At 74.8% G+C, this 13,247-nt stretch carries 9 protein-coding genes and 1 pseudogene; 2 read left to right on the forward strand and 8 right to left on the reverse strand.

Annotation, left to right across the window (positions count from 1 at the left end; translation table 11 throughout):
* Nucleotides 1-9: 9 nt before the first annotated feature.
* From AB0O19_RS19400 to AB0O19_RS19430, 7 genes and pseudogenes are all read right to left on the reverse strand, one after another.
* On the reverse strand, nt 10-2,412 hold the full coding sequence (locus AB0O19_RS19400; protein ID WP_363620932.1) for an FAD-dependent monooxygenase: 2,403 nt from the start codon (nt 2,410-2,412) through the stop codon (nt 10-12).
* Nucleotides 2,409-2,810: a thioesterase family protein gene (locus AB0O19_RS19405; protein ID WP_363621071.1), complete on the reverse strand. Its 402-nt coding sequence runs from the start codon at nt 2,808-2,810 to the stop codon at nt 2,409-2,411. Before AB0O19_RS19405 ends, AB0O19_RS19400 begins: the two co-directional genes overlap by 4 nt.
* Before the next feature lie 15 nt (nt 2,811-2,825).
* A pseudogene (locus AB0O19_RS19410) lies at nt 2,826-4,436 on the reverse strand (AMP-binding protein); the annotation flags it as partial.
* A 208-nt stretch (nt 4,437-4,644) separates the two neighbouring features.
* Nucleotides 4,645-5,634 (reverse strand): hypothetical protein, encoded by a 990-nt coding sequence (locus AB0O19_RS19415; RefSeq protein ID WP_363620934.1) that lies wholly within the window; start codon nt 5,632-5,634, stop codon nt 4,645-4,647.
* Between the two features lie 301 nt (nt 5,635-5,935).
* Nucleotides 5,936-6,949, reverse strand: a complete 1,014-nt coding sequence (gene adhP, locus AB0O19_RS19420) for an alcohol dehydrogenase AdhP (protein WP_363620936.1) — start codon at nt 6,947-6,949, stop codon at nt 5,936-5,938.
* A gap of 109 nt (nt 6,950-7,058) precedes the next feature.
* The gene (locus AB0O19_RS19425; protein WP_363585211.1) at nt 7,059-7,562 is read right to left on the reverse strand and encodes a GNAT family N-acetyltransferase; all 504 of its coding nucleotides are present in this window, start codon (nt 7,560-7,562) and stop codon (nt 7,059-7,061) included.
* Nucleotides 7,559-8,884, reverse strand: a complete 1,326-nt coding sequence (locus AB0O19_RS19430; RefSeq protein WP_363620938.1) for a DUF6271 family protein — start codon at nt 8,882-8,884, stop codon at nt 7,559-7,561. The genes AB0O19_RS19425 and AB0O19_RS19430 overlap by 4 nt, the downstream gene beginning before the upstream one ends.
* A 374-nt stretch (nt 8,885-9,258) precedes the next feature.
* On the opposite strand from AB0O19_RS19430, the gene AB0O19_RS19435 reads away from it, so the two are divergent.
* The gene (locus AB0O19_RS19435; protein WP_363620940.1) at nt 9,259-10,458 is read left to right on the forward strand and encodes a peptidoglycan-binding protein; all 1,200 of its coding nucleotides are present in this window, start codon (nt 9,259-9,261) and stop codon (nt 10,456-10,458) included.
* Nucleotides 10,459-10,547: 89 nt separating this feature from the next.
* Nucleotides 10,548-11,537: an LLM class flavin-dependent oxidoreductase gene (locus tag AB0O19_RS19440; RefSeq protein ID WP_363620942.1), complete on the forward strand. Its 990-nt coding sequence runs from the start codon at nt 10,548-10,550 to the stop codon at nt 11,535-11,537.
* 100 nt (nt 11,538-11,637) lie between these two features.
* On the opposite strand, the gene AB0O19_RS19445 is transcribed toward AB0O19_RS19440, so the two are convergent.
* Nucleotides 11,638-13,200, reverse strand: coding sequence for an APC family permease (locus tag AB0O19_RS19445; protein ID WP_363620944.1), 1,563 nt, complete (start codon nt 13,198-13,200; stop codon nt 11,638-11,640).
* Between the last annotated feature and the right edge of the window lie 47 nt (nt 13,201-13,247).

Genomic DNA, 13,247 nt, shown 5'->3' on the forward strand with positions numbered 1-13,247 from the left:
CTCGGCTGCTCAGTGCGGTTCGGGGGTGGGCGGCGGCCAGCGGCGGTGCACCGGCGTGGCGGGCTCGGCGAGCAGGTGCAGGCGCGGTGCGACCCGGTCGGCGTTCGGGCCCGGTGGTCTGCGGCTGCCCGCCGACCAGGGGCCGGGCCAGTGCGCGCCCGGCCCGGTGTAGCCCTGCTCGGCGGCGGCGTGCAGCGTCCAGAGCGGGTCGTACAGCTGGGCCCGCCCGATCGCGACCAGGTCGGCCCGCCCGGCCAGGAGCACGGAGTTGGCGTCGTCGTGCCCGGAGATCGCGCCGACCGCGATGGTCGGCAGGCCGGTGGCGGCGCGGATCAGCTCGGCGAACGGGGTCTGGTAGCCGCGTCCGTACGGCGGCCGCTGGTGGGCGACCACCTCGCCGGTGGACACGTCCACCGCGTCCGCCCCGCCGTCGGCCAGCGCGCGGCCGATCGTGACGGCCTCCGGTGCGGTGGTGCCGCCGGGCGCCCAGTCGCAGGCCGAGATCCGCACCAGTAGCGGCCGCCCGGCCGGCCAGACCGCGCGGACGGCCGCCAGCACCTCCAGCGGCAGCCGCAGCCGGTGCGCGAGCCGGCCGCCGTAGCGGTCGGTGCGCTGGTTGGTCAGCGGTGAGAGGAAGCCGGAGAGCAGGTGGCCGTGGCCGAACTGCAGCTCCAGCGCGTCGAATCCGGCCCGTGCCGCGCGTTCCGCCGACTCGGCGAAGTCCGCGACGACGGTGGCCAGTTGGGCGGCGGTGGCCGCGTGCGGGGGAGGGCTGTCCGGGCCCCAGGGGAGCGGGGAGGCGGCGAGCAGCGGCCAGCCGTCGGCGAGTGGGCGCCCGATCCCGTCCGGGCCGGGTGCGGCGGTGGCGCCCCGGCGGCCGGCGTGGGTCAGCTGGAGGCCGACCGGGGTGTCGCTCACCGCGCGGACGGCGTCGACGAGTTCGCGCCAGGCCGCCTCCTGGCGGTCGTTCCACAGCCCCGGGCAGCGGTCGGTGGCCCGCCCCCCGGGGCTGACGGCGGCCATCCCGGCGAGGACCAGCCCGGCGCCGCCGAGCGCGTGCGCGGTGAGCTGGGCCCGGTCGAAGCCGCTGGGCAGGGTGTCGGTGGAGGTGAAGGTGGCGAGCGGGGGCACCACGACGCGGTTGCGCAGCTCCAGGGCGCCGAGCTTCAGCGGCCGGAACATCGGCGGCACACCGGGCGGGCCGCCGGCGGCGGCGTCCACCGCGTCGACGAAGTCGGGGTCGCGGGCCCGCAGGTTGCCGTAGGTGACCCGGCGGCTGCGGGTGAGCAGGTTGAACGCGAACCGGTCGGCGCCCTGCGCGCTGCGCCGCTCCACCGTCTCGAACCACTCCAGGCTCGCCTGCGCCGCTCGCTGGGTGGACTCCACCACCGGGCGCCGCTCCGCCTCGTAGGCGTCCAACGCCTGCTCCAGCGCCGGCTGTTCGTGCAGGCTCGCGGCGAGCGCGAGGGCGTCCTCCAGGGCGAGCTTGGTGCCCGAGCCGATCGAGAAGTGCGCGGAGTGCGCCGCGTCGCCGAGCAGCACCACGTTGCGGTGGCGCCAGCGGGCGTTGCGCACGGTGGTGAAGCGGATCCAGCGGGAGGCGTTCGGGATCAGCCGGTGGCCGTCCAGGTGCCCGGCGAGCAGGTCCGCGCAGCGCCGCACGCTCGCCTCGTCGCTCGCGCCGCGGGCCGGCTCCCGGGCGGCGAGGGCGGCGAGGGTGGCGAACCCGGCGCGGCGCCAGGCGTCTTCGGCGATCTCCACGATGAAGGTGGAACGGGTCGCGCTGTACGGGTAGGCGTGCACCTGGAGGGTGCCGAAGTCGAACCGCTCGACGATGAAGGTGAAGGCCTCGAAGACCTTGTCGGTGGCGAGCCAGATGTAGCGGCAGTGCCGCTCGTCCAGGTCGGGTCGGAAGGTGTCGGCGTAGGCCGCGCGGGTGCCCGAGTGGATGCCGTCGGCGGCGACCACCAGGTCGTACTCGGCGGCGAGCCGGTCGACCGGAGGGGCGGGGGTGCGGTAGCGCACGTCCACCGCGAGCTGCTCGCAGCGCTGTTGCAGGATCGCGCGCAGCCGGTTGCGGTCGAGTGCCGCGAAGCCGTGCCCGCCGCAGGTGCGGACCTCGCCCGCGTAGTGCACGTCGATGTCGCTCCAGCGGGCGAACTCGGCGCCGATGGCGGCGAAGACCTCCGGGTCGGCCTGGGCGATGCCGTCCAGCGTCTCGTCGGAGAACACCACGCCGAAGCCGAACTCGTCCTCCCGGCCGTCGCGTTCGAAGACGGTGATCTCCCGGTGCGGTGCCAGCCGTTTGGCGAGCGCGGCGAAGTAGAGCCCGCCCGGACCGGCGCCGATCACCGCGATGCGGCGGGCCGCGGTGGTGCGGGTGGTGGTGCTGCTGCGGGCCGGGGTGGTCACCGCACCACCTCCGGCTGTTGCGGTCCGGCCTCGGCCAGCGCGCGGCGCACCGGCGCGGGCCAGGGTTCGGCGCCCTTGGCGTTCGGCGCGGCGTGCACCACCGACATCCGCCCGGACGCGGCCAGGCCGTGCGGGCCGTGCACCTCGAAGGCGTAGTGCAGCGAGGAGCCGCCGACCCGGACCACCCGCAGCTCGGTGCGGACCAGGTCGCCGAACCAGAGCCGCTCGCGGTAGTCGGCCTCGAAGTGCACCCGCGGGATCCGCCCGAACAGCTCGGCCAGGCCCAGCCGGCGCAGCAGCGCCGCCTCCGCGGCCTCGGCCCAGCGCTGGACGGCCGAGAAGTGGTAGTGCCCGGCCGCGTCGGTGTCGGACCACTCGACCCGGCGCTCGATCGCCACGCTGGCCGGGGCGGTCGCGGCCCGCCGGCGCAGCTCGGCGCGGTGCAGCTTGCCGGTGGCGGTGCGCGGCAGCCGGGTGACGAACTCGACCGCGCGCGGGTACTTGTACGGGGCGATGGTCCGTTTGACGTGCTCCTGGAGGCTCCGCACCTGCTCCGGCCCGGCGGGCGCGCCCTCGCGCAGCACCACGTAGGCCTTCACCACGGTGCCGCGCCGTTCGTCCGGCGCCCCGACCACCGCGCAGTCGACGACGTCGGGGTGGGCGGCGAGGGCCTGCTCGACCTCGGGGCCGGCGATGTTGTAGCCGGCCGAGACGATCATGTCGTCGTTGCGCGCCTGGTACCAGAAGTAGCCGTCCCGGTCGCGGACGTAGGTGTCGCCGGTGAGGTTCCAGCCGTTGCGGACGTAGTCGCGCTGGCGCTCGTCGTCCAGGTAGCGGCAGCCGGTCGGGCCCTTGACGGCGAGCAGGCCGGGCACGCCGTCCGGCACCGGTCGGCCCTGCTCGTCGAGGACGGCGGCCCGGTAGCCGGGGACGGGGCGGCCGGTCGCGCCGGGGCGGATGTCGCCGTCGGCGGCGGAGATGAACACGTGCAGCAGCTCGGTGGCGCCGATGCCGTCGATCAGCCGCTGCCCGGTGGCCGCGTGGAAGGCCTCCCAGAGGGCGGCGGGCAGGTGCTCGCCGGCCGAGACGCAGCGCCGTACGCCGGACAGGCGGTCGGCGAGCCCGGCGGCCAGGATCGCCCGGTAGGCGGTCGGCGCGGTGAACAGCACGCCGACCCGGTGCCGGTGGACCTGCTCGGCGAGCTGCTCGGGGGTGGCCTGCTCCAGCAGGAGGCTGGCGGCGCCGGCGCGCAGCGGGAAGACCACCAGGCCGCCGAGTCCGAAGGTGAAGGCGAGCGGCGGGGTGCCGGCGAACAGGTCGTCGGGGGTGGGGCGCAGGAGGTGGCGGGAGAAGGTGTCGGCGTTGGCGAGCACGTCGCGGTGGAAGTGCAGGGTGGCCTTGGGCCGTCCGGTGGTTCCGGAGGTGAAGGCGATCAGCGCGACGTCGTCGGCGGCGGTGGGCACGGCGGTGAAGCCGCCGCTCTTGGCGGCGCAGCGGGCGGTCAGGTCCTGGGGGCCGGGCCCGCCGAAGGCGAGCACCCGCAGGCCGGGTGTCTCGGCCCGGGCGAGGTCGTCCAGGTAGCGGTGGTCGCACAGGGCGATGGCGGGCCGGGCGATCCGGTGCAGTCCGGTCAGTTCGGTGGCCCGCAGCAGCGGCATGGTGCTGACGGCGACGCCGCCGGCCTTCAGGACGCCGAGCCAGCAGGCCACCAGCCAGGGGGTGTTGGGGCCGCGGAGCAGCACCCGGTTGCCGGTGGCCAGGCCGAGGTCCTCGGTCAGCAGCCGGGCCACCCGGTCGGCGTGGTCGCGCAGTTCGCCGTAGGTCCACTGGTCGGTCGGGGTGAGCAGGCAGCGGCGGTCGGGGCCGTACCGGGCGATCGTTCCGTCGAGCAGCGCCTGGGCGCAGTTCAGCCGGTCCGGATAGGACAACTCCGGTATGTCGAAGCGGAGTTCGGGCCACTGGTCGAAGGGCGGGAGATGGTCGCGGCAGAACGTGTCCACGTGCGCGGAGGGGGATAGCTCCATGGGCGGGCACCTCATCGTGCGAGCGGGGAGTGAGGCCAGTATGGCGTGTTGGTGACGCCAGTCAAGAGAGCGATACACGTATTCGGGGGAGCGGGCCCTCGCGGCCTCACCGGTGGCCCCACCCGTGTCCCGGCGCAACGGCAGCCGCACCCGGCGACCGGTCCGGTCGGGGTGCGGCGCGTTCAAGCAGGGGCTGCGGGCGGCCGGGTCAGGCGGTGGCCCCCTGGGCGGCGGCGTCGGGCTCGCGGCCGTCCTCGGCCTGCTGGGCGCGCTCGGCCAGCAGGCGGGCGAACAGGGCCAGCACCGGAGTGGCGGCGTCGGAGCCCGGGCCCGAATCGCGGACGTACAGCAGCGTGGTGCCGACCCGCACCAGGGCCTCCGCCCCTTCCGCGCCGTGCGTCCGGGCGGCGCGCTGGTCGCCGATCGGGGGGAGGGGGACGGCGGCGGCCGCGTCGGCGCCGCCGACGTGGGCGAGCATCGCGTCGAAGGCCCGGCCGGCGGCGTCGGCGGAGGCGAAGGTGACCACGGTGAACTGTGCGCTGTGCGTGGTCGCGGCGCGGAACGTCACGGTGGCGTACGCGAGTTGCTGGTCACAGGCGTCCGGGAGCAGGCAGGGCACGTCCTGGCCCGGGCCCGCTCCCGACTGTGGGCCGCTCTCCACCTGCCAGCCGCCCGGCATGGCCCGCAGGTCGGGTAGCACGCCCTGCACCTGGGCCGGGTCGTGCAGCGTCCGCCCGGCGTGGGCCAGGTCGGGCCCGCCCGGCCGCAGCAGCGGGCGCGAGCCCAGGTTGATCCCGACGGCGACCAGGGCGGCGACCACGATCAGCGCCAGCGTGACGAGGACGGGGGCGGCGCCGATCCGGGCGGCCCGGGCCTGGGCCCCGGCGACGGCCGGATCGACCCGGAGGTGGACGGTCGGCGGGTCGGCGGGCCGGCCGAGCTCGGTGGTGGCCAGGTACCGCGCGAACGCCGGGTCCGTGGTGAGCAGTTCGCCGACGGCGGCGGTCAGCCCGGCCCGCGCCCGGGCGTCCCCCGGGTTCGCCTCGACCGCGTCCACGGCCCGGGCGCCCTCCGGCGTCGCCCGCAGCCGCACCCGCACCAGATCCGCCACCGACCGCCCCGGGCCGCCCGACACCCCCTCGGCCGCCCGCACCAGCACGCCCACCACCACGGGCACCAACTCCTGGCCGTCCCCCACGGCAACTCCCCCCCGCCCAACGAGTCGTTGCCCCCACGATCCCGGACCGGGCGGCGCGGGGCCCCCGCCGGACGGAACGGAGACGGAACTGCAACCGGGCCCGGACGGGGGTGGGGCGGGCGTGACCCGCGGGGCCTCTGGTGCCCGAACGAGCCGGTCAAGGGGGCGGATCGGCCGCGAGCCGCGCCCCGACGGGGGACGGACGGATGCCGGGCGCGGCGAACCGGCGGGCGCGGCTGACCGGTGGGCGCACCCGTTCGGCCGGGGCCGGGTTCAGCGCAGGCCGCTCAGTGTAGGCCGCTCAGCGCAGGTCGAAGACCAGCCGGGCGGAGACCTTGCCGCCCAGCACCTCGTCGAAGCAGGCGTTCACCTCCTCCAAGCGGCGGGGCTCAAGGATGACGCGGGTGCGGCCGAGGGCGTGCAGCCGGAAGACCTCGGCGAGGTCCTGGCGGGTGCCGACGATCGAGCCGATCACCCTGGTGCCGTTCAACACGGTCTCGAACACCGGCAGTTCGAGCTTCCCGCCGGCCGGGAGGGCCACCAGCACGAGCGTGCCGCCGCGCCGCAGCGCACCGTAAGCGGCCTGGAAGGAGGCGTTGCTGACGGCGAGGGCGATGGCCGCGTGGGCGCCGCCGAGCCGCTGGACCTCCGCCGCGACGTCCTGGGTGCGCGCGTCGAGGACGTGGTCGGCGCCGAGTTCGCGGGCCAGGGCGAGCTTGTCGTCGGTGACGTCGACCGCGATGGTCTCGGCGCCGAAGATCCGCGCGTACTGGAGCGCGAGGTGGCCGAGCCCGCCGATGCCGGAGACCAGGACGCGGGTGCCCGGGCGGGCGCCGGAGACCTTGAGCGCCTTGTAGGTGGTGACGCCCGCGCAGGACAGCGGCGCGGCGTCGAGCGGGTCGAGGCCGTCGGGGACGGGCACCACGTAGTCGCCGTGCGCCAGCGCGTACTCGGCGTAGGCGCCGTCCACCGAGTAGCCGCTGTTGTGCTGCTGGAGGCAGAGCGTCTCCCAGCCGGAGACGCACTGGTCGCAGCGCCCGCAGGCGTCGGCCAGCCAGGGGATGGCGACCCGTTCGCCGACCCGCACGTTGCGCACCTCCCCGCCGACCGCCTCGACGATCCCCACGCCCTCGTGGCCGGGCACGAACGGCGGGCTCGGCTTGACCGGCCAGTCGCCGTGGGCGGCGTGGATGTCGGTGTGGCAGAGGCCGGACGCCTCGATCCTGACCCTGACCTGGTGCGGCGCGGGCTCGGGGACGGGGCGGTCCTCGATGACCAGCGGCGCGGTGAAGTCGTGGACGACGGCGGCCTTCATGCGCTCTCCCTCGGTCGGTGGTGATGCTGCTGGCGGCTGGGCACAGCCGTCAGCAGCATCACTCGACGGGGTGAGTGCCGCAGCCCGGACTACTCCGGACGAGTGAAGGTCAGCCGGCTGCCACCGGCATCGACATGTAGACGGCGCGCTTGCCGTAGCAGGACGGCACCGTCACCTCGCGGTGGGCGCGGTAGCCGAGCAGCCGCAGCAGGATGTCGGTGCCGCGGACCGCGACCATGGAGATCCGCTCGAAGCCCTGCTCGGACGCCTGCTCCCGGAAGTGCCGGATGAACCCCAGTGCGACGTCCCGGCCGCGCAGGTCCTCGGCGATCACCAGGTCGTGCACGTGCAGGTTGTCCGACGCGAACACCGCCTCCTCCGGCCGGTCGAGGTCCGGGCAGCGCAGCGGTGGGTACGGCAGGCTCAGCAGGTAGCCGCGGACGGCGCCGTCCTGCTCCAGCACGAAGCAGGTCCGCGGCGAGGCGAGGGCGCGGGACTGCAGCGCCTCCCGGCCCTCCGACAGGCCGTCGGCCGCGTAGGCGTCGTGCTCCAGGGCGACCACGGCGTCCCAGTCGCCCTCGGCCAGGAGCCGGATCCGGAGGTCCTCGCTCACCCGGCCGCAACCTCCGAGGCGGTGCCGAGCCCCTCCGCGCGGGAGGCGGCCACCAGCGACGCCCACGCTCCCATCAGCACCGCCCAGCGCTCGGCGTCCTCCTGCGCCTCGTCCAGGAGCTGCTGGCGCTGCTCGGCCACCGCGTCCGCGAGTTCGGCGTACTTGCCGCCCAGCTTGCGGTAGGAGCGGTCCAGGACGTCCAGGCAGTACTCGTTCCCGGCCCGGTCCCAGTCGACGCTGCCCCGCACCAGGTCGAGGATCGGCTCGACCTTCAGCCCGTGCCGCTCGTCCAGCAGCCCGCGGCCGAGGTCGATCATCCCGCCGTAGACCGGGTACAGGTACAGCATCGACAGCAGGAACTTGACGAACCGCATCTGGTAGGAGATGAAGCCGGCGCCGATGCGGCGTTCGGGCGTGTAGTAGTTGACGATGTGGCGGTTGTGGACGACGCCGGGCAGCCGGGAGTGGACCATGGCGTGCAGCAGGGCGTAGTCGCTGCCGATGGTCTTGACCGAGGGCAGCAGCGGCAGCACCTCGTAGGCCCGGTGGTCCAGCGCGATGTTGCACATGTAGACGTCCCAGATGTCGGGCACGCCGAGGACGGATTCGTCGGTGGTGAACGGCTCGGAGCCGGCGCCCTTGAACGAGACGTCCACCATCGCGTCCCGGTCCTCCTCCGGCCACACCGGCGGGGTCCACAGGCGCACCACGTCGCGGTAGATGTCCGGGTCCAACTCGTGGATCTCGCTGATGTCCACGTTGAGTTCGCCGATGAAGGAGCCGCTGACCAGCATCACCGGCTTGTCCGCGTCGGCCGGGTCGAGCTCGGAGCGGGTCACGTCGGCCGCCGCCTCGCCGGCCGGTCGGCCGATCGAGAGCAGCTCGTGGTGGATCGGGAAGATCTTCCGACCGTCGACGACCTGGAAGTCGGCGTCGTCGTTGCGCAGGTGCGCCGAGGTGCAGCCCAGGGCGGCCGCGCCCAGGAACAGCCGGTTGACGCAGGAGCCGTACGCGACGGCCGGCGGGAGCATCATGTCGAGCAGCAGTTCCGGGTCGGCGGCGCCGGAGCGCTCGGCCACCCGGCGCAGGAACTCCCGCTGCTGCGCGTTGCCGAGGTGGTGGACGACCACGCCGGGGGTGGGCTCCAGGGCGGCCACGGCGCCCGCGTTCTCCGCGAACTGGGCGACGTCGGTGGTGTCGAGGATGAGGAGGTGCACCTCGACGTCGAAGTTCGCGACGGCGTAGGCCGCCTCCTCGGCGAGTTCCACGATGGTGTCGGGGCAGGATCGCATGGTGGGCAGGGCGAGGCAGACTCGTTGCATAACGGTGGAATCTCCGTCGGTTCGTCAGAATCGTGGCGGTGATGACGGTATGAGTGCTTTTCGCGCACCACCGTGGACTAGACCAGTTCCGAAGTCAACGATTGACAGAGCGGCTGCGGCGGGGTGGAATGCGCCCCCGCCCGACGGCTTTCCGGAGGCTCTCGGGCTTCCTTCCGGGCAGGGTGGAGCACGGGTCCGGCGGCACGCGGCGCGGGCCTCCGGGTCCGTACGCGAGGACGAATTCCCGTCACAGATCCGAACGGGCGCGCGAGCGCGGGTGGTTCATTGCCGTGCATTGCGCCGTTGGGGTCAATCCGGAGGGCGAACCTGCCGATACCCGCAACGACGTCCGTTCGCCGCCTGGAGGAGACCGCATGTCCGACCTGTGGCTGCCCGGTGCCGAGATCCACGACCTCGGCGACCACGCGCCGACCGACCAGCAGTACCCCCCGAGAGCCATCGCCCACATCACCTGGGACCGCAACGCGACCGCCGCCGCGCCGCAGGACTGGTGCACCTACGAGGACCTGGTGAACTACTTCACCGGCAGCGGCGCCGGTGACGCGCCGCACCTGGTCTGGGACCCGTTCAGCGGCCGGATCGCCCAGCTGTTCCCGGCCGACTCCCGCTCGAAGAGCCTGCTCAGCCCGACGACGAGCCCGACCCGCACCAACCGGGCCGGGAGCGTGGTGATCCAGATCGAGGCGGTGTTCTTCCCCTACTGCACCTACCAGGGCACCGTGTACCCGCGGCTGGTCGACACCCCGTGCGCGGGCTGGGACCGGATCCACGCCTGGATCGCCTCCTGGGGCGTGCCCGACGTGTGGCCGATGGGCCGGCCGGTCGACTTCACCAGCCACCGCGACGAGCAGGTGTGGGAGGCCAGCGGCGGCTGGTACGCACACGCCCACGTCCCGTTCAACGACCACACCGACCCCGGCTCCTGGCCCGACTTCACGGCCGGCCCAGGCACCCCGATCCCCTCGCCCTCGCAGCACCCCCCGGTGCCTCCGGCGGACCCGACCCCGGCCCGGTACCAGACCACCATCAACGGCCTCCCTTACGGCTACGGCGCCCAGGGCTACCAGGTCACCGTGGTCGGCCGGGGGCTCGTCGCCCAGGGCTTCGGCGCCCACTACCGCTCCGGCCCCGGGCCGAACTGGAGCGACGCGGACACCGAGAACTACGCGGACTACCAGCGGAGTCTGGGCTACTCCGGCCAGGCGGCGGACGGCGTGCCGGGGGAGAGCTCGCTGCGGCGGCTGCTCGGCTACCTGCCCGGTCCCCGGACGGTGTCGCTCGCGCACGTCGTGGCGGCGGCCCGCACCGACCCCGGGGCCGAACAGGGGCACCGGACGTACGGCGCCGAGGTGGCGATCGTCGAGCAGGCCCTGGCGGACGAGGGGCTGCTCGAACAACGCTGGGTGGACGGCTCGTTCGGCAGCCTGACGGTCACCGCCTACGCCGGGTGGCAGCGCCGGTGCGGGTACGCCGACGCCGCCGCGGACGGGATCCCGGGGCAGGACTCGCTGCACCGGCTGGGCGCGGCGCAGGGCTTCTCCGTGACGGACTGACCGGGGCCCGTCCGTACCGGGGCATGGCGGAGGGGGGAATGCCCGGCTCGGCGGCGGGCGTTGTCCACCGCGTGACCAGCGCTGCGCCCATGACCAGGCTCTCCGTCCTCGACCGCTCCCGGACCAGACGGGGCGAGGAGCCGGCGCGGGCGTTGCGGGACACGGTGGCCTTCGCCCGCGAGGCCGAGCGGCTCGGGTACCACCGCTTCTGGGTCTCCGAGCACCACGGCGTGCCCGGGGTGGCGGGATCGGCGCCGACGGTGCTCGCCGCGGCGGTGGCGGCGGCCACCACCCGGATCCGGGTCGGCACGGGCGGGGTGATGCTGCCCAACCACCAGCCCATGGTGGTGGCCGAGCAGTTCGGGGTACTCGCCTCGCTCTTCCCCGGCCGGATCGACATGGGGCTCGGCCGCTCGGTCGGGTTCACCGACGGCGTGCGGCGGGCGCTGGGCAGGGAGAAGGACTCCGCGGACGACTTCGGCGCCCAGCTGGCCGAACTGCTCGGCTACTTCGACGGCTCGCAGCAGGCCCACCCCGGCGTCCACGCCCGCCCGGCCGAGGGCCTGCGGGTGCCGGCCTTCGTCCTGGCCACCGGCTCGGGCGCCGACCTGGCGGCCGACGCCGGGCTGCCGCTGGTCATCGCCGCCGTCCGGGGAGAGGAACGGATGCTCGCGGCGATCGACCGCTACCGCAGCCGGTTCCGCCCCTCGGCGCAGGCCGCCGAGCCGTACGTGGTGGTCTCGGGCACGGTCGCGGTCGCCGGGAGCGCCGACCGGGCGCGGGAACTGCTCGTTCCGGAGGCGTGGTCCGGCGCGTACTCCCGCACCCACGGCGAGTTCCCGCCGCTGGCGCCCGCCACCGAGATCCTGGCCCGGCCGATGAGCCCGCGCGAGCAGGCCGCCTACGAGCAGTCGCTGAAGGGCCACATCGCGGACACCCCGGAGCGGGCCGTCGCCGAACTCGCCGCCCTGGTGGCGCGCAGCGGCGCGGACGAGTTCCTGGTCACCACCAGCACCTACGACCGCGCCGCCCTCCTCGACTCCTACCGGCTGCTCGCCGAGGCGGTCGGCCAGGCCTGAGGCCGCCGGCCGGGCCGGGGCGGGTGGGCCAGCCCTGCGGCGCCGCCGTCCCGCTCAGCCCGCGTCGACCTCCGGGCTCAGCCCGCGTCGACCTCCGAGCTCAGCCCGCGTCGACCTCCGACGTCCCGAGCCGGGCGTACACCTCGGGCCGCCGCGCCCGCAGCCGCAGCGCGATGGCGACGCCCGTCAGGAACACCACCGGCACGATCGCCACCAGCGGCCAGTTGACCTCCGGCCCGGCATTGGTGAACAGGTCCAGCCGCCACACCACCAGCGCCGTCGCCCCGCACAGCAGCACGGTGGCGGCGACCGGCGCCACGACCGTCCGGAACGCCCCGGCGCTCGCGGCCGCCTCGCGATTGCGGCGGAAGAAGGCGTACACGGACAGCCCGGCGAGCGCCTGCAACACCAGGATGCCGACCACGCCGGGGGAGTTCACCCAGAGGAAGAACTGGTTGTACGGGTCGGCCCCGATCAGCGCCGCCACCACGACGGCCACCGCCGCCAGCACCGACTGCGCGATGCCGCCGATCCACGGGGAGCCGTGGCGCGGGTGGACCCGGCCGAGCGCGGCCGGGGCGGCCTGCTCGGTGGCGAGGGCGTAGCCGTAGCGGGTGATGGTGTTGTGGAAGGCGAGCAGCGCAGCGAGCAGGCTGGTCACGATCAGCACCCGCTGGAGGTCGGTGGCCCAGGCGCCGACGTAGTCGGTCATCGCGGTGAAGAACATCCCGGCCGGGTCGGCGGTGGCGGTCGCGACGGCCTCGGTGGCGCCGAAGGCCTGCACGATCATCCAGGTGATGAAGGTGTAGAAGAGGCCGAGGAAGGCGATCGCCGCGTAGGTGGCGCGCGGCACCGTCCGCCGTGGCTCGCGGGCCTCCTCGCGGTAGATGGCGGTGGCCTCGAAGCCGATGAACGCGGCGAAGGAGAGCCCGAGCACCCCGCCCATGCCCCCGGAGAACACGTTGTGCGGGGCGAACGAGGACAGGTCGAGCCCGTGCGCGCCGCCGCGCACCAGCACCGCCACGGCGAGCACGAGCAGGATGCCGGTCTCGGCGATCAGCAGCGCGCCGAGCACCTTCGCACCGAGGTCTATCGAGCGGTAGCCGAGGAGCCAGACCACCGCGACGCCGAGCAGCGCCCAGACCGGCCAGGGCAGGTCCAGGCCGAGCAGGTCGGCGGCGGTGGTGTGGGCGAAGAAGCCGAAGGCGCCGTACATGCCGATCTGGATGGCGTTGTACGAGAGCACCGCGAGCAGTGCGGCGCCGAGCCCGGCGGGGCGGCCGAGGCCGCGGGTGACGTAGGCGTAGAACGCGCCGGCGTTGCGGATGTGCGCGGTCATGGTGGTGAAGCCGACCGCGAAGAGGGCCAGGATGACGCCGGTGGCCAGGTAGGCGACGGGCGTGCCGATGCCGCCGAAGGCGATCGCGAACGGTGCCACGCCGGCCATCACGGTCAGCGGTGCGGCGGCGGCCACGACGAAGAAGACGATGTCGCCGGTGCCGAGCACGCCGCCTTCCAGGCGGGCGTGGCCGGTGGAGCCGGCGGCCGCGGTGCCGGGCCCGGTGCTGTCGGGCCCGGTGTCGGGCCCGGCGCGGCCGGTGCCGGGGCCGGTGCGGGGGGAGCCGGGTGCGGTCGGGGAGGCCGCTTCGGAGGGCAGGGTCATGGGGGAGCTCTCCTGGGGTCGTACGGACGAGGGTAGAGCGGCCGGCC

The sequence above is a fragment of the Kitasatospora sp. NPDC091276 genome, from assembly GCF_040684355.1.
Classification (GTDB): Bacteria; Actinomycetota; Actinomycetes; order Streptomycetales; family Streptomycetaceae; genus Kitasatospora.